The 14846-nt window shown below is 72.2% G+C and carries 17 protein-coding genes; 10 read left to right on the top strand and 7 right to left on the bottom strand.

The window, feature by feature from the left end:
* Positions 1 to 27: 27 nt before the first annotated feature.
* The 4 genes from QOM21_RS30405 to QOM21_RS30420 form a co-directional block, all read right to left on the bottom strand.
* Complete coding sequence (locus tag QOM21_RS30405; RefSeq protein WP_407554207.1) at positions 28 to 768, bottom strand: phosphatase PAP2 family protein; 741 nt, start codon at positions 766 to 768, stop codon at positions 28 to 30.
* A gap of 107 nt (positions 769 to 875) precedes the next feature.
* A complete protein-coding gene (locus tag QOM21_RS30410; protein ID WP_407554208.1) occupies positions 876 to 1811 on the bottom strand; it encodes a M56 family metallopeptidase in 936 nt (311 codons plus the stop codon).
* Between the two features lie 138 nt (positions 1812 to 1949).
* Positions 1950 to 2510 (bottom strand): DUF5134 domain-containing protein, encoded by a 561-nt coding sequence (locus QOM21_RS30415; protein ID WP_407555917.1) that lies wholly within the window; start codon positions 2508 to 2510, stop codon positions 1950 to 1952.
* 249 nt (positions 2511 to 2759) lie between these two features.
* Positions 2760 to 3146 (bottom strand): VOC family protein, encoded by a 387-nt coding sequence (locus QOM21_RS30420; RefSeq protein WP_407554209.1) that lies wholly within the window; start codon positions 3144 to 3146, stop codon positions 2760 to 2762.
* 187 nt (positions 3147 to 3333) lie between these two features.
* Here QOM21_RS30420 and QOM21_RS30425 point away from each other — a divergent pair, with 187 nt between their 5' ends.
* On the top strand, positions 3334 to 3867 hold the full coding sequence (locus QOM21_RS30425) for a GNAT family N-acetyltransferase (RefSeq protein WP_407554210.1): 534 nt from the start codon (positions 3334 to 3336) through the stop codon (positions 3865 to 3867).
* A 40-nt stretch (positions 3868 to 3907) separates the two neighbouring features.
* Here QOM21_RS30425 and QOM21_RS30430 read toward each other — a convergent pair whose 3' ends face one another.
* A complete protein-coding gene (locus QOM21_RS30430; protein ID WP_393894137.1) occupies positions 3908 to 4591 on the bottom strand; it encodes a glycerophosphodiester phosphodiesterase in 684 nt (227 codons plus the stop codon).
* A gap of 275 nt (positions 4592 to 4866) precedes the next feature.
* Entirely contained in the window at positions 4867 to 5526 is a 660-nt protein-coding gene (locus tag QOM21_RS30435; RefSeq protein ID WP_407554211.1) for a PadR family transcriptional regulator, read from the bottom strand.
* A gap of 51 nt (positions 5527 to 5577) precedes the next feature.
* Between QOM21_RS30435 and QOM21_RS30440 the strand changes: the two genes are divergently transcribed.
* The 7 genes from QOM21_RS30440 (at position 5578) to QOM21_RS30470 (ending at position 12481) form a co-directional block, all read left to right on the top strand.
* A complete protein-coding gene (locus tag QOM21_RS30440) occupies positions 5578 to 6747 on the top strand; it encodes an LLM class flavin-dependent oxidoreductase (RefSeq protein ID WP_407554212.1) in 1170 nt (389 codons plus the stop codon).
* Positions 6744 to 7736 carry an alpha/beta hydrolase gene (locus tag QOM21_RS30445; RefSeq protein ID WP_407554213.1) on the top strand — a complete coding sequence of 331 codons (993 nt, stop codon included), beginning with the start codon at positions 6744 to 6746 and terminating at the stop codon, positions 7734 to 7736. Before QOM21_RS30440 ends, QOM21_RS30445 begins: the two co-directional genes overlap by 4 nt.
* Before the next feature lie 81 nt (positions 7737 to 7817).
* Positions 7818 to 9209: a DUF6421 family protein gene (locus QOM21_RS30450; protein ID WP_407554214.1), complete on the top strand. Its 1392-nt coding sequence runs from the start codon at positions 7818 to 7820 to the stop codon at positions 9207 to 9209.
* Positions 9210 to 9274: 65 nt separating this feature from the next.
* Positions 9275 to 10036 (top strand): SDR family NAD(P)-dependent oxidoreductase, encoded by a 762-nt coding sequence (locus tag QOM21_RS30455; protein WP_407554215.1) that lies wholly within the window; start codon positions 9275 to 9277, stop codon positions 10034 to 10036.
* Positions 10015 to 11103 (top strand): threonine aldolase family protein, encoded by a 1089-nt coding sequence (locus QOM21_RS30460; protein ID WP_407554216.1) that lies wholly within the window; start codon positions 10015 to 10017, stop codon positions 11101 to 11103. Before QOM21_RS30455 ends, QOM21_RS30460 begins: the two co-directional genes overlap by 22 nt.
* A gap of 92 nt (positions 11104 to 11195) precedes the next feature.
* Complete coding sequence (locus QOM21_RS30465; protein WP_407554217.1) at positions 11196 to 11771, top strand: transglutaminase domain-containing protein; 576 nt, start codon at positions 11196 to 11198, stop codon at positions 11769 to 11771.
* Positions 11772 to 11782: 11 nt separating this feature from the next.
* Complete coding sequence (locus QOM21_RS30470; RefSeq protein WP_407554218.1) at positions 11783 to 12481, top strand: B3/4 domain-containing protein; 699 nt, start codon at positions 11783 to 11785, stop codon at positions 12479 to 12481.
* Positions 12482 to 12618: 137 nt separating this feature from the next.
* Here the strand turns inward: QOM21_RS30470 and QOM21_RS30475 are convergent, their stop codons facing one another.
* Positions 12619 to 13335, bottom strand: a complete 717-nt coding sequence (locus QOM21_RS30475) for a lysophospholipid acyltransferase family protein (protein WP_407554219.1) — start codon at positions 13333 to 13335, stop codon at positions 12619 to 12621.
* 368 nt (positions 13336 to 13703) lie between these two features.
* Between QOM21_RS30475 and QOM21_RS30480 the strand changes: the two genes are divergently transcribed.
* Together QOM21_RS30480 and QOM21_RS30485 are read left to right on the top strand one after the other, a co-directional pair.
* Positions 13704 to 14036 carry a thioredoxin family protein gene (locus QOM21_RS30480; RefSeq protein ID WP_407554220.1) on the top strand — a complete coding sequence of 111 codons (333 nt, stop codon included), beginning with the start codon at positions 13704 to 13706 and terminating at the stop codon, positions 14034 to 14036.
* Positions 14037 to 14261: 225 nt separating this feature from the next.
* Positions 14262 to 14768, top strand: a complete 507-nt coding sequence (locus tag QOM21_RS30485) for a flavin reductase family protein (protein ID WP_407554221.1) — start codon at positions 14262 to 14264, stop codon at positions 14766 to 14768.
* Positions 14769 to 14846: the final 78 nt, after the last annotated feature.

Here is a 14846-nt window from a genome sequence, read left to right on the forward strand (position 1 = left end):
CTGTCACCGGCCCCGTTCCCGTTTCTGTCACCGTTCCGGTTCCTGCCCCGGGGCCGGGGTGTCCGTGCGGCGCGGCAGCGCCCCGTACGCGCTCGCCGCCCCGGCCACCAGGGCAGCGCCCAGCAGCCACCCGCCGACCACGTCGGAGAGCCAGTGCACGCCCAGGTAGACGCGGGTGAAGCCGACGCCGACCACCGAGATCCCGGCCACCGCGCCGGCGGCCCACTGCCAGCGCGGGCGCGCCCGGTGGAGCCGCAACAGCCACAGCAGCAAGGCGCCGGCGACGAGTACCGACATGGCGTGTCCGGAGGGGTACGCGGCGTAATGCGCGTGGTCGACCGGGTCCTCCCACACCGGCCTTGCCCGGTCCACCAATGCCTTCAGCGCCTGCTGCAGCGCCGTACCGGCGAGCGCGGTGCCCGCCACCCACCAGGCGAGCCGCCGTTCACCACGGCGCAGGAGCCACCAGACCGCCGCGGCCAGCATCGCGCGCATCGCCCATGGGTCCCACACCCAGTCGCTGAACAGCCGGTTGACTCGCGTCCAGCCCGGGGAGGACACCGCGACACGGTGCAGCGCGTTCGTCACGGCCGTGTCCACGGACATCAGCGGACCCCAGCGCAGGACGACCAGGACGGCGAGCAGTCCGGCGGCGGCCGCCGGCAGGACGGCGAACGCGGCAGGTGGGAAGGGGGCCGCAGGGGTGCGGGCGGCGGAGGTCTCGGTGGCGGTGGACGTGTGGGCGGGGGGCTGCGGCGTCGGTGCCATACACCGATCCTCACCGATGGACGCCCGGACATGCCACGACCGCTCCGTTCCGGCACGCCGGGCGGCACCACGACGGAACGCGGGGATCCCCCGCGCCACGGCCGGCGCTACGCCAGCGCGCTGAGCCCCGGCACGAAGGTCACCAGCAGTGGGACGGCGGGGACCAGCGCCGCGCAGGCCGTCATCCGCAGCCGGCGGCCGGGGGTGAAGCGGGGCGCGGGGGTCAGCAACCGGTCCACCCGCTGCGGAACCTGTGCGAGCTGCGTCGGGCACGGGCCGAACACCCCGCGGTCCTCGTTGAGTTCGACCAGCGCCAGGGCGAACGTCATCCGCCCGAAGCGCCGCGAGGCGACATCGTCGGCGGCCAGCTCGACCAGACGGTGCACCTGGTCGCGGAACGCGGCGAAGACCGGGACCTGCGGGAAGCCGACGGCCAGCGCCGAGGCCCAGTGCAGCAGAAGGTCGTGACGGGCCCGTGCGTGTCCCTGCTCGTGGGCGATCAGCGCATCGAGCTGACGTCCTTTCAGCCGGCGCAACGCCGCCGTCGTGATGACCAGTTGGGGCGAGGAGTGCTGCAGCCACCACGCCTCGGGGCGGTCGCCCTCCAGGACCACCAGGCGCTCCCCGGCAGGCTCCTCGCCCGGCAGCAGCGGCGAACGGCGGAGGAGCTCGGCCCGGCGGTGCCGCAGCCGGGCCCGGACGGCGCGCACCTCACGGGTCAGCGCGAACGCGGTCCATGCCGCGCCACCCGCCAGGAGAAGCGCCAGTGCGCCGGCCCACGGCCCGTGCGCCTTGAGGGCGTACGCCTCGACGACCACCTGCGGGGCGAACCCGAAGACCGGACCCCGTACGGCTTCCCAGGCGGCGGCCGCGCTGAGCGACATGGCCAGGGCGCAGCACAACAGGACACCGGCGACCACGCACTGCCACACCCACAGGGCGAGCACCGGTTCGCGGTCGGGCCAGTCGGAACGGGCCATCAGCCGCGGCGCCGTCGCCGCGGCCAACACGCCGAGAAACATCAGCGCGAGGGGGACCATCATGGCGCCAGCCTATGAGCGCCCGGCTACCAGTGGGTACGGTCGGGCCGGTGAAGTGACGTACACCACCCTCGTCGGAGAAGGGTGTCATCCGCGGCCGCGCGGCCTGCCATCGCGCCGCGGCAAACCGTTCGCCGCAGGTCAGAGAGTCAGCAGCATCGCGAACATCGCCATGCCCATCGCCACCTGGCACGCCCGCACCATGGCGGGCCGCTCCGGGGGCGCCGCGGCCGGGCCGTCGGCCGCCACGGCCGCGGCGGGGACCAGCCGGACGCCCGCCGCGAGCACGAAGACGATGTAGTAGACCAACAGCAGCCCGGTGAGCAGCGGCGCCCCGCCCGGCGCCGTGTGCTGCGTGTGCGTCAGGTCCGACGTGTGCCCGTCGGCGCCCCGGCCCGCCGCCATCGCGAGCGCCATGTAGACCATCGCCAGCGCGCCCACCGCGTGGTGGCCGTGCCGGCGGACCAGCGCCCACAGGCCCACCGCGCCGAAGACGGCCGTGAACACCCATGGGGACCACCAAGGCGCTGCCACCGCCGATACCGGCAGCGCCATCGCCGCCATGCCCAGTCCCATCAACGCCTCACCGCGCGCCACCACCCGGTGGGCGGCCGGGCCGGTGCGGACCTGCGCCAGGCAGTAGCCGCCCGCGGCGGCGCACAGCAACACCAGTAACCAGCCGACCAACGGCGGACCGTGCACGGCGTACCTCCCCGGGGGCGTACGGCTCACGCGTACGGCTCACTTCTGCCCGCAGGCTGCCCGGCGGGGACACCGCGCAGGGGAGCGCACGGGCGCAACGGGGGAGCACGAAGGCGGGCGCGTGCGCGCATACCGGGAGCCGCCGCGGCCAACGCCTCCGGATCCGGCAGACGGGAGGCCGCGGACGGCAGCCGCGCACGCGGAATCGCGGGGCCGCAGTCCGCTGCCCGCAGCCCGGGGCCCGCAGGCTCAGGGGCGGTAGCGCAGCGGGTGGTCCGCCGGTACCTGGGTCAGGACGATCCGGTGGCCGTCCGGATCCGCGATCCACATCTCGATCAGTCCCCACGGCTCCTGAACCGGCGGTCGCAGCACCTCCACGCCGCGTGCCGCCAACTCCTCGTGGGCGGCTGCCGCGTCCGCGACCTGGAGCCACAGCTGGAGCGTGCCCGTGGCGGGCTCCGCGGAGCGCCCGGAGACCTCCAGGAAGCCGCCGCCGAGGAAGTACACCGTGCCGCGCTCGGGGCCGGTGCCGAATTCCCGGTAGATCGCCAGACCCAGCTTCTCGCCGTAGAACGCACGCGACCGCTCGGGATCCGACGGCCGCAGAAGCACCCTGCTGCTCAGTACCTGCACCATGGCACGGACCCTACGCCGCCGGGCCGCGCGGCTCCGGGACCCGTGCCGGGCCGAGCCGGGCGAGGGACGGCGGCGTGCGGTGCCCTGGGCGGGGATTCCGGCTGCCGAAAGGCCCTGACATGGACGGCAAACGACTTGTTAGCCTCCCTTCCAGCCCTTCGTCCGGCCCGAGAGGACCCCGCCCGCCATGCCCACCAGCCAGCTGACCTTCCGCACCGCCACCGACGCCGACATCCCCGAGCTCGTCGGGCTCATCGAGTCGGCCTACCGCGGGGACACCAGCCGGGCCGGCTGGACGACGGAGGCGGACCTGCTGGAGGGGCAGCGCACGGACCCCGACGGCGTCGCCGCCGTGGTGCGCAACGAGACCGGGCTGCTGCTGATCGCCGAGCGCGACGGCGAGCTGATCGCCTGCTGCCAGCTCGAACACCGCGGTGAACACGCCTACTTCGGCATGTTCGCGGTGCGCCCCGCGCTGCAGGGCGGCGGCCTCGGCAAGGTGATCATCGCCGAGGCCGAGCGGACCGTGCAGGCCACGTGGGGCGCGCGCGAGATGCATATGACCGTCATCCGGCAGCGCGAGGAGTTGATCGCCTGGTACGAGCGCCGCGGCTACCGGCGCACCGGACGGCTCACGCCGTTCCCGTACGGCGACGAGCGGTTCGGCATCCCGCAGCGCGACGACCTGGAGTTCGAGCTGCTGGTCAAGCCGCTCGGCTGAGCCGCGACCGGCCGCCGCGCTCCGTATCGCGCCGGCCCGCTCAGGCGGTGAACCGCACCGCCCTGCGGATCTCGGGCTGGTCCGTCACCACGCCGTCCAGGCCCAGGCCGCGCGCGAGCCGGAGGTGGTCGTGGGTGTTCACCGTCCAGCCCAGCACCCTCAGCTGCGCGGCGTGCGCGCGCTCGACGAGTTCGAGGGTGAGCCGGCGGATGTTCAGCGAGAGCATCGACGCGCCGACCGCCTGCGCGCGGTCGACGATGTCGGCGCCGTAGCGGCTGCCGACCAGGGCGGTGCGCACGCCGGGCAGGAGGGTGCGGATGGCGGCGAGGGCCTCGTCGTGGAAGGAGATCACGTCGACGCGGCCGACCAGATCGCGGGACCGCATCACCTCCGCCAGCGCCTGCGCGGCCGCGACGTCCTTGATCTCCGCCTGGAGCGGCGCCCCGACCGCCTCCACGACCTCCTCGAACACCGGGATCCGCTCACCGCGCCCGGCGTCCAGCTCGCGCAGCTCGGCAAGGGTGCGCTCGGCGATCGGGCCGGTGCCGTCCGTCGTGCGGTCCACATCCGCGTCGTGCATCACCACGAGCGCGCCGTCCTTGCTCAGGTGCAGGTCCAGTTCGATGACGTCGAGGCCCTCGTGCTCTGCGCGCACGAAGGACCGCAGGGTGTTCTCCGGCTCCACGCCCATGATCCCGCGGTGTCCGATGGTGAGAAAGGACAAGGCTGCCTCGCTTCTGTCGGCTCGATGAAATGGCGACTGTTCGACAAATGGCTGGACGAAATGGCGCACAGCCTAACGGGCCCGGATCGCGGCGAACCGGTCGTCGGACGGGCCGTCCGGTGTGTCCGGGACACCTACCCGGCACATCCGCGATCAGGCCCCCGAAGGCGGTGGGGCCGTGACGGTACCGGCCCCTCACGGACGCCGGCCACGGCCCGGCGGGACGGCGGAGCGTGCCGTACGGGCTCCATCCCCTGGCCGGGCCGGGAATCGGCTCACCCGTGCGTGGGCGATTCCTCCCCGCGCTGACGACGCTCCGCCGCGAGCCGGTCGAGGTCGGCGAGCACGGCCTCGGCGAGCTCCAGCTCCGCCTGCTGATGGCGCTCGCTCCAGCCCAGCGCGACCTGCGGGAACTCCCACTCCGCGACCTGCCCGGCCCGCTGCTGCGCCTCCCGCACCGCCGCCAGCTCGGCGCGGGTCCGCTCGATGTGGCGTTCGACCAGGCCGCGCAGGGTGCCGGGGGCCGCGAGGTGGCCCAGCCAGAGGCGCAGCACGAGCGGATGCTTGAGCACCGGCGTACCGGGGTCGTCGGTGCCGTCCGCCCATGCGGCGAGGGCCGCGCGCCCCTCGTCGGTGATCGTGTAGCGGCGGGTGGCCCGTGGCTCCTCCGGGCCGGAGCGCCGGGAGGAGGCCAGGCCCAGCTCCTCCAGGCGGCGCAGCTCCGCGTAGATCTGGCTGATGGCGGGCGACCAGTAGAAGAACCGCAGCGAGGAGTCGGCCCACTTCTTCAGCTCGTACCCGGTGCGCTCGCCGCGGAAGGACAGCAGGCCCAAAACCGCCCAGGCGGTGAGCGGCAGCCGGGGCGGGGGCGGCTGCCCGCTCGTGGGTCCGCGCGGTCGTACCTCTTGCTTCTTCGATATCTGACGGCTAGTCATATTCCTGATTGAAATAAGGAGTTCGCCGGAACGCAACCCCCGGGAGGCGGAATGAAGTTCTCCATCATCTTCGAGGCGCAGCTGGCCGATCCGACGGCCGAGCGCGAGCACCAGCTCTTCCACGACAGCGTCGAACAGGCCGTCCTGGCCGAGCGGATGGGCTTCGACCGCGTCTGGGCCGTCGAGCACCACTCCCTGAAGTGGTACGCGCACATGAGTGCCCCGGAGATCTTTCTGACCTGGGTGGCGGCCCGGACCAGCACCATCCGCGTCGGGCACGGCGTGGTCTGCATGCCGTTCGCCTTCAACCACCCGGCGCGGGTCGCCGAGCGCGCGGCCACGCTCGATCTCCTCTCCGGCGGCCGGCTCGACCTCGGCGCCGGCCGCGGCGGGACCGAGCAGGAGACCTCGCTGTGCGGCGTCGACCGGGACCGCACGGCCCAGGAGGTGGAGGAGGCGCTGCGCATCATCGGCAAGGCGTGGCAGCACGAAGAGCTGGAGTACCACGGGGAGTTGATCGACATCCCGCCGCACCCGATCCTGCCCCGGCCACGGCAGACCCCGCACCCGCCGCTGTTCCTCGCGTGCAGCCGCACCGAGACCCTGCGGCAGGCCGCCGAACTGGGTATCGGCGCGCTCGTCATGGGCTTCGCCGGGCCGGAGGCCATCGCCGGGATGCGCACGGCGTACGACGCCGCACGTGCCGAGCGGCGCGGTGACCGGCTGGTCTCCACCGAGATCAACGACCACTTCTCCGTGCTGTGCCCGACCATCGTGCTCGACGACCGCGAGCGGGCGCGCGCCGTCGGCCTGCGCGGCCAGCGCTTCTTCGCCCAGTCCATCGGCCACTGGTACGGGGGCGCGGGGCTGCCGGACGAGGCCGTGGTGGAGGGCGCGGGCTCCGAGCAGGCCGCGGCCGAGCTGAGGCAGGCCGCCGAGCAGGTCGTGGCCCGGCTGAACGAACAGCGCATCCCCGTCCGCCCGACGTCCACCGCCACCTTCCACGCCGACCACGCCTACGGCACGGCCGACGATGCCATCGCCTACGTGGAGCGGCTGCGGGCCGCCGGTGCCGACGAGGTCATGTGTCTGATCCAGATGGGCACGGTCCCCCAGGAGGCGTGTCTGGAGACCATCCGCCAGTGGGGTGAAAAGGTGATCCCGCACTTCGCCACGGACGGTCGGCGCACCGCGGACCTGGCTACCGGGGACCGGACGTGAAGCCGGCGCCCGACCGGCTCGCCCCGCACGCCCGCCCCTACGCCGACGCGATGAGCGCCGTCTTCCCGGACCTGGGCGGCGCCGTCACCGACGCCGGGGAGGCCCGCCGGATCCTCGCCGCGGCACCCGTCGGCGACCGGCCCCCGCCCGGCGTCGTCTCCGTCCGGGACCGGACGGTCCCGGGCCCCGCGGGCGCGCCCCCGCTGCCCGTACGCGTCTACCGCCCGGCGGGGGCGCGCGGGCCGCGGCCCACCGTGGTCTTCTTCCACGGCGGCGGCTATGTGCTCTGCGGCCTGGACACCCACGACAGCACCTGCCGGGCGCTGTGCCGGGAGTCCGGCGCGGTGGTCGTCTCCGTGGGATACCGGCGGGCGCCCGAGGCGCGGTATCCGGCGGCGGCCGAGGACGCCTACGCGGCGCTGCGGTGGGCCGCGGCGCACGTCGCCGACCTGGGGGACGATCCGGCCGCCCTGGTCGTCGCGGGGGACAGCGCCGGCGGCGGGCTGGCTGCCGGCACCGCGTTGCGCGCCCGCGACCGGGGCGGTCCGCCCCTGGCCCTGCAACTGCTCGTCTACCCGATGCTGGACCCCGCCGCCGACACCCCCTCGTACGCCGCCAACGCCACCGGCTACTACCTGACCGCGTCCCATCTGCGGTGGTTCTGGGACTGCTACCTCGGCCCGGACACCGACCGGAGCGATCCGTACGTCTGCGCTTCGCGGGCGGAGCCGGCGGGCCTGCCGCCCGCGCATGTGATCACCGCGGGCTGCGATCCGCTGTGCGACGAGGGTGTGGGATACGCCACGCGCCTGCGGAGCGCCGGGGTGCGGGTGACCGAGGGGCACCACCCCGGGATGTTTCACGGCTTCATGGCCCTGCCACATGCGCTGGAGGAAGCGCGGGAAGCCTTGGCGTCACTGGCAGAAAGCGTCGCCCGGACCTCTCGTCACAGGAAAAATGTGCGTGACCGGGGGGTGTCCACAGAATAATTTTCACCGCCTCCACTTGAGCGGGCGATCCTTTGTTGGTTACCGTGAGCTGACAACACGATCTACCGCCGGAGGGCAGTCATGACGGAAATTCTTTCGCCTGTGGGTGTCCCGGGGGGCACCGCGGCCCGCGTCGTCGAGCACCCGGCCTGGCCCGCGCTCAAGGATGCGGTCGAGACCATCCGTCCCTGGCAGTCCAAGGACGGCTCGATCGACCTCGCGGCCGAGGGCGCGCCGGCTGCCGACGACGTCCGTCGTGAGGTGGACCGTGCGATAGCCGCCGTCGAGCAGCTCGCCCCGCTGCTGCCGCACGACGCGGCCTACCACCAGGCGCTCACCGTCGATCTGCGCCGCTGGGCCGACGACGGCTTCGGGGTGCCGGACTTCCTCGACTCGCTGCTCGCCTTCCAGCCCGCCCAGCAGCGCGCCGACGGCCTCCAGCACCTCGTCCTGTTCCCGATGTACACGCAGAACGGCAACCCCGACCGCAACTTCGAGGCCGTCGTGCTCCGGATGGTCTGGCCCGACTGGCTCGCCGAGCTGGAGCGCACGCGCTACGACAACCCGCTGTTCTGCGGCATCAGCTTCGAGGACTTCACCGCCGGCTACGACACCAACTCCGCGGTGCTCTTCCCGGAGACCATCGCCGTCCGCGAGGCCCCCGAGCGCTTCACCTGGGGCGGCATCTTCTGCGACCGCGAGGCCGCGCGCTTCCGCCGGGTCAGCGAGGCCGCCGTCGAGACGCTCGGCGTGGAACTGCCGCAGGACGTCCGCGAGATGCTCGGCGACCAGGACCGCTGCCAGCAGGCGTTCGTCCTGTGGGACATGGTCCACGACCGCACCCACAGCCACGGCGACCTGCCGTTCGACCCCTTCATGATCAAGCAGCGCCAGCCGTTCTGGATGTACGGCCTGGAGGAGCTGCGCTGCGACCTCACCGCCTTCAGGGAGGCGGTGAAGCTGGAGGCCGAGGGGTACTCCCAGGCGCGTGACGTGCAGTTCGCGGTGATCTTCGACCGGATGTTCCGCTTCCCCGTCACCGGCGACCGGGTGCGCAACTACGACGGCCTCGGTGGGCAGCTGCTCTTCGCCTACCTGCACAAGCACGACGTCGTACGCTGGACGGACAACACACTGCACATCGACTGGGAGCGCGCGCCCAAGGTCACCAATCAGCTGTGCGGCGAGATCGAGCAGCTCTACCGCGACGGCATCGACCGGCCGAAGCTGGTCCACTGGTTCGCCGCGTACGACCTCGTCTCGACCTACCTCGCACCGCACCCGGGCTCGGTCTGGGCCAAGGGGCCCGACGCTCTCGACCTGGACCAGCCGCCCCGCAAACTCGTGGACGACGTCCTCCCGGACGAGTTCCCGCTGAGTATGTTCTATGAGGCGCTGCGCAAGAAGCTGCGTTCGGTGATCGCTTCGACCAAGGGCATCACGGCCGACAGCGACGCGTTGGCGGCGGCGTGAGTACCGACCGGGACACCGGCCGGACGGCCGTCCAGGAACAGCAGGAGCAGAGGGAGGCGACGGAGATGACAACTTCGACGGGCGGACAGGGGCCACTGGAGGGCGCCGTCGTCGCGGTGGCCGGAGCGGCAGGACCGGCCGGCCGGGCCACGCTGCTGCGACTGGCCGAGGCGGGCGCGATCGTCGTCGGCTCGGACTCCAACCCCGAGCGCCTCGCGGATGCCGTGGACGCGGCTCGCTACGCGCACGGCGGGGCGACCGTCATCGGTGACACGGTCGACCTTCTCGACCTGGAGCAGACCCGCGAATGGGCGAACCGCACCGAGAAGGAATTCGGCCGGATCGACGGTCTGGTGCATCTCGTCGGCGGCTGGCGTGGTTCCGCGACCTTCGGCGAGACCGACCTGTCGGACTGGGACCTGCTGCACAAGCTCCTGGTCCGTACCGTCCAGCACACCTCGCTCGCGTTCCACGAAGCCCTCGAACGCAGCGGCAACGGCCGCTTCCTGCTGACCAGCGCGGCCGGCGCGAGCAAGCCCACCGCGGGCAACGCCGCCTACGCCTCCTCCAAGGCCGCGGCCGAGGCCTGGACGCTCGCCCTGGGAGACGCGTTCCGCAAGTCGGGGGGCGAGGCCGGGCCGCGTGCCGCGGCTGCCATCCTGATCGTCAAGGCGCTCGTCAACGATCAGATGCGCGCCGAGCGACCGAACGCAAAGTTCGCGGGCTTCACCGATGTCACCGAGCTGGCCGAGGCCATCGCCGGGGTCTGGAGCCGGCCCGCCCAGGAAGTGAATGGAAAGCGTCTGTGGCTGACCCCCGAGCCGTGACCGGAGAGAAGACCGACGCCCGGCAGCACCACGACAACCGGGTACGCGGCTTCGCCAGCGACAACTACGCGGGTGCGCACCCGGAGATCCTCGCGGCCATCGCCCTCGCCAACGGCGGCCACCAGGTCGCCTACGGCGAGGACGACTACACCGAGCACCTCCAGCGCGTCATCCGCAGCCACTTCGGGCAGAGCGCCCAGGCGTTCCCGGTGTTCAACGGCACCGGCGCCAACGTGGTGGCGCTGCAGGCCGTGACCGACCGCTGGGGCGCGGTGATCGCAGCCGACAGCGCGCACATCCACGTCGACGAGTGCGGTGCTCCCGAGCGGGTCGGCGGCCTGAAGCTGCTCACCGTCCCGACCGAGGACGGCAAGCTCACGCCTGACCTGATCGACCGTGAGGCGCACGGCTGGGACGACGAGCACCGCGCCATGCCGCAGGTCGTCTCGATCACCCAGAGCACCGAGCTGGGCACCGTCTACACCCCGGACGAGGTCCGGGCGATCTGCGAACACGCCCATGAGCGCAACATGCTGGTGCACCTCGACGGCGCGCGGATAGCCAACGCCGCGGCGTCGCTGGATGTCCCGATGCGGGCCTTCACCAACGCCGTCGGCGTCGACATCCTCTCCTACGGGGGCACGAAGAACGGCGCGCTCTTCGGCGAGGCCGTGGTGGTCGTCAACCCCGACGCGGTGCGCGCGATGAAGCACCTGCGGAAGCTGTCCATGCAGCTGGCGTCCAAGATGCGCTTCGTCTCGGTGCAGTTGGAGGCGCTGCTCGCCCGCGACCTGTGGCTGCGCAACGCCCGGCACGCCAACACCATGGCGCAGCGGCTGGCCGCCGGGGTCCGGGAGATCGACGGCGTCGAGATCCTCTATCCGGTGCAGTCCAACGCGGTGTTCGCGCGGCTCCCGCACGACGTCAGCGAGCGGCTGCAGAAGCGCTACCGCTTCTACTTCTGGGACGAGCGGGCCGGCGATGTGCGCTGGATGTGCGCGTACGACACCGCCGAGGAGGACGTCGACGGATTCCTGGAGGCCCTGCGCGAGGAGATCGCCCGATAGTCGAGGCGGACCCCCACCGTAGATTGAATGGCTATGCGTTCGACCGGATATTCATTGGCATCCGGTCGGGCGCATCGCTACGCTCCCGGGCCATGGAGCTGATCCAGAACACCCCCGGACTCACGGCCTACTTGGCGCGCTGTGACGTCATCGACCATGACCATCCGCTCGTCCGGAAGACGGCGGACTCGCTGCGCGCCGACGCCCCCGATGCATACACATACGCCGAAGCCGCCTTCACCTTCGTCCGCGATGTCATCCCGCACTCCATGGACGCGGCCGATCCGCGCGTCACCTGGCGCGCCTCGGACGTCCTCGCCCAGCGCACCGGCATCTGCTACGCCAAAGCGCATGCGCTGGCCGCCCTGCTGCGCGCGGAAGGCATCCCCGCGGCGCTCTGCTACCAGAAGTTCGATGTCCTGCACGGGCTGATCGCGCTCAAGCTCCCCGGGGAGCGCTGGGCGCGTCAGGATCCGCGGGGCAACAAGCCCGGCGTCGACGCGCAGTTCCGCATCGACCGCGAGCAGCTGGCCTTTCCGGTGCGGCCGGAGTTCAATGAAGTGGACTATCCAGTCCTGTTTGCTGAACCACACCCTGCCGTGCTCCAATGCCTCCAGGAGGCCGCCGACGGGCCACGTCTCCAGCAGACGCTCCCCACCGATTTCTGAGGAATGCCCCGATGTCCCGCCCCCTGCACGTCTCCGACGAGGTCCACGCCCTCGCCCCCGGCTTCGCCTATCTCCCCCTCGAAGCGCACGGTCTGACCAACGGGCCCAGCGACGCGGCCGGTTCGGCGCTGCTGGACGAGGCCGGGCGCCGCCTGGTGGAGCGCCTCGGCGGCCGGCCGCCCCAGGAAGCCCCGCACATCGCCGCCTGGCGCGCCGCGTACACCGCCTTCGGCTGCAAGCCCTCGCGCACCCGAAACTCCGCCGAGGCGCTGGCCAAGCGAGCCCTCGCGGACGGCGGCCTGCCGCGCATCAACCGCCTGGTCGACGTCTACAACGCCATCAGCGTCGCCCACCTGCTGCCGGTCGGCGGCGAGGACCTGGACCGCATCCAGGGCGGCATGAGGCTGGTGCGTGCCACCGGCGAGGAGCCGTTCGTGACCGCGGCGGGCGGTGCGGAAGTCGTCGAGCACCCGGAGCCCGGCGAGGTCGTCTGGTGCGACGACGAGGGGGTCACCTGCCGCCGCTGGAACTGGCGGCAGGGTGTGCGCACCCGCCTGACCGAGCAGTCCGTGAACGCGCTGTTCCTGCTGGAGGGGATGGACCCCGTGACGACGGCGGAGCTGGAGACCGCGGGCGCGGAACTCGCCGAGGCGCTGCACAAGGCGTGCCCCGAGGCGCGGATCGAGATCGGCGACGTCCGGCACCGGTGACCCGGACACCGGGCAGGGCCGGTAGCGGACCCGGCCGGTGGCGGGCACTCCCGCGGCTCGGCGGCGGAAACACCTCGGCCCAGGAGCGCTGTTGAGGCGGATCCTGGGCCGGGAGAGGGTGAGGGGCTGGTGTGCCGTCAGACGGTGCTTCCGGGAGCGGCAGGTGCGGTGCCACCGAGGTGAGCCGGGACCCACCAGGTGTCCTCGGGGCCCCTGGGGCGTACGGGGTAGGCGCGCTGCGCCGCCTCGACCAGGTCCTGCACCCGGGCGCGCAGCCGGTCGGTGACCTTCTCGGCCTGCTCGGCCGGATCGGCCTCCATCGGCTCGCCCACCCGAATCGTGATCGGGAAGTGGTTGCGGCCCAGGTCGCGCTTGTGGCCCTTGGTCCACAGCCGCTGGGTGCCCCACAGCGCCATCGGCAGCAGCGGCACACCGGCCTCCTGCGCCAGCCGCGCCGCACCGGACTTGAAGTTCTTCAGCGTGAAGGACTCCGAGATCGTCGCCTCGGGGAAGACCCCGATGATCTCGCCCGAACGCAGGGCGGACAGGGCGTGCTTGTAGGCGTGCATGCCTTGCGCGCGGTCCACCGGGATGTGCTTCATGGCCCGCATCAACGGCCCCGACACCTTGTGCCGAAAAACCGATTCTTTCGCCATGAAACGCACCAGCCGCTTGGCCGGTCGCGCCGCCAGACCGCAGAAGACGAAGTCCAGGTAACCGATGTGATTGCTCACCAGCACCGCGCCGCCGCGGCGCGGGATGTTCTCCGCTCCGGCGATGTCGAACTTCAGGTCGAGCGACTTGAAGACGGTGCGGGCCGCACCGATCACCGGGGGATAGACGAGCTCTGCCATATCGGGGGACCCCTTCTCTGTGCCTGGGGAGGGTTCTCCCGGCGGAAACCTACGCAGCCGTAAGTGTGCGGCCTTCGGGAGATCGTGCCCGATGACGGCCCCGGCGGCTACCGCGTGAGCCGCTGAGGCCGGGAGATTCTCGTCACGTGAGGGCCCATGCCCTCCGCGTCCCTGCCGCCGCTGACGGTATCCCGGACGGTCCCGGTGCGACAGGGAGACGGCCCGGCCGGGAATCATTACGGTCCGCCGGGTGCTGCACCCGGCGACGGCCGGACGTACGGTGCCTCTCGCGCGTGACGCGGGGAGAGGCAGAGGACGGCCGCGGCCATGACGAGCGGCAAGAAGCAAGTGGGAGAGGGAGACCGACGGTGCAAGCGCGAGATGCGGACGAGCGGCTGGGCGCCGCGGAGATCGGCACGGCACTCGGCGAGCGCGCCACCCTCGTGCAGTTCTCCAGCGCCTTCTGTCAGCCCTGCCGGGCGACCCGGCGCACGCTCACGGAGGTCGCCGACATGGTCGAGGGGGTGGCACATGTCGAGATCGACGCGGAGGCCCACCTGGACCTCGTGCGGACGCTGAACGTCCGGGCCACCCCGACGGTTCTGGTGCTCGACGCGGACGGCGCGGTGGTGCGCCGGGCCTCCGGCCAGCCGCGAAAAGCCGACGTCATCGCCGCTCTGGGCGCTGCTGTCCGTGATTGATCTCCCAGATGCTGGGCGCCACTTGACGCTGTGGGTCACACATCGTCACTCTGACGTGATGCGGCCAGTAATCCTTCTGTACGGACGCGCGCACGTGGACCTTCTGCGGACCGCCAGCGCGCGCTGTCCGAGCGTGTGAGCAGCGACGACATCAGCGCTGCCGGTAGCTGCACTGCTGTCGGCGGCTCCGCTCGGGTTCGTACACCACCTCAGAAGGACAACTCCATGACGGCCTCGCCCGACCTCGGCACGCCTCGCACCGCCACCCCCGAACTTCTGCGCTCCGTCTTCCGGCAGCATGCCGCGGGCGTCGCGGTGATCACCGCGCACGGCTCCCGGCCGGTGGGCTTCACCGCCACCTCGCTCACCTCCGTCGCCGCCGAGCCGCCGCTGCTCTCCTTCGGCATCGGTACCGGCTCCTCCAGCTGGCCCGTGGTCGCCGAGGCCGAGTACGTCGGCGTCCACATACTCGGCGAGCACCAGCAGGATCTTGCGGCCACCTTCGCGCGCAGCGGGGCGGACCGGTTCGGCCCCGCCACCTCCTGGCGCTCCGGCCCCGAAGGGGTGCCCCTCCTCGACGGCGTGCTGGCCTGGCTGGTGTGCAAGGTCGTCGCGCGGGTGCCGGCAGGTGATCACCGCATCGTGCTCGCACAGCCCACCCTCGGCGACCCTGCGGGGCCCGGCCGGCCGCTGCTTTACCACCAGGGCCGCTTCAACGCGCTGCGGGACTGAGAGGTTCCCGTTCCGCTTCGTCGTCACCGGGTCGGGGTCGTTGGCAAGGTCACAGTTCGGCGGCCTTGATTCGGGGCA

It is taken from the genome of Streptomyces sp. Pv4-95, assembly GCF_045782725.1.
Lineage (GTDB): Bacteria > Actinomycetota > Actinomycetes > Streptomycetales > Streptomycetaceae > Streptomyces.

What these genes read in the sequence shown, in the direction of transcription:
- QOM21_RS30405 (WP_407554207.1), bottom strand. Translation starts at nt 768, where the DNA reads ATGGCACCGACGCCGCAGCCCCCCGCCCACACGTCCACCGCCACCGAG.
- QOM21_RS30410 (WP_407554208.1), bottom strand. Translation starts at nt 1,811, where the DNA reads ATGATGGTCCCCCTCGCGCTGATGTTTCTCGGCGTGTTGGCCGCGGCG.
- QOM21_RS30420 (WP_407554209.1), bottom strand. Translation starts at nt 3,146, where the DNA reads ATGGTGCAGGTACTGAGCAGCAGGGTGCTTCTGCGGCCGTCGGATCCC.
- QOM21_RS30425 (WP_407554210.1), top strand. Translation starts at nt 3,334, where the DNA reads ATGCCCACCAGCCAGCTGACCTTCCGCACCGCCACCGACGCCGACATC.
- QOM21_RS30435 (WP_407554211.1), bottom strand. Translation starts at nt 5,526, where the DNA reads ATGACTAGCCGTCAGATATCGAAGAAGCAAGAGGTACGACCGCGCGGA.
- QOM21_RS30440 (WP_407554212.1), top strand. Translation starts at nt 5,578, where the DNA reads ATGAAGTTCTCCATCATCTTCGAGGCGCAGCTGGCCGATCCGACGGCC.
- QOM21_RS30450 (WP_407554214.1), top strand. Translation starts at nt 7,818, where the DNA reads ATGACGGAAATTCTTTCGCCTGTGGGTGTCCCGGGGGGCACCGCGGCC.
- QOM21_RS30455 (WP_407554215.1), top strand. Translation starts at nt 9,275, where the DNA reads ATGACAACTTCGACGGGCGGACAGGGGCCACTGGAGGGCGCCGTCGTC.
- QOM21_RS30465 (WP_407554217.1), top strand. Translation starts at nt 11,196, where the DNA reads ATGGAGCTGATCCAGAACACCCCCGGACTCACGGCCTACTTGGCGCGC.
- QOM21_RS30470 (WP_407554218.1), top strand. Translation starts at nt 11,783, where the DNA reads ATGTCCCGCCCCCTGCACGTCTCCGACGAGGTCCACGCCCTCGCCCCC.
- QOM21_RS30475 (WP_407554219.1), bottom strand. Translation starts at nt 13,335, where the DNA reads ATGGCAGAGCTCGTCTATCCCCCGGTGATCGGTGCGGCCCGCACCGTC.
- QOM21_RS30485 (WP_407554221.1), top strand. Translation starts at nt 14,262, where the DNA reads ATGACGGCCTCGCCCGACCTCGGCACGCCTCGCACCGCCACCCCCGAA.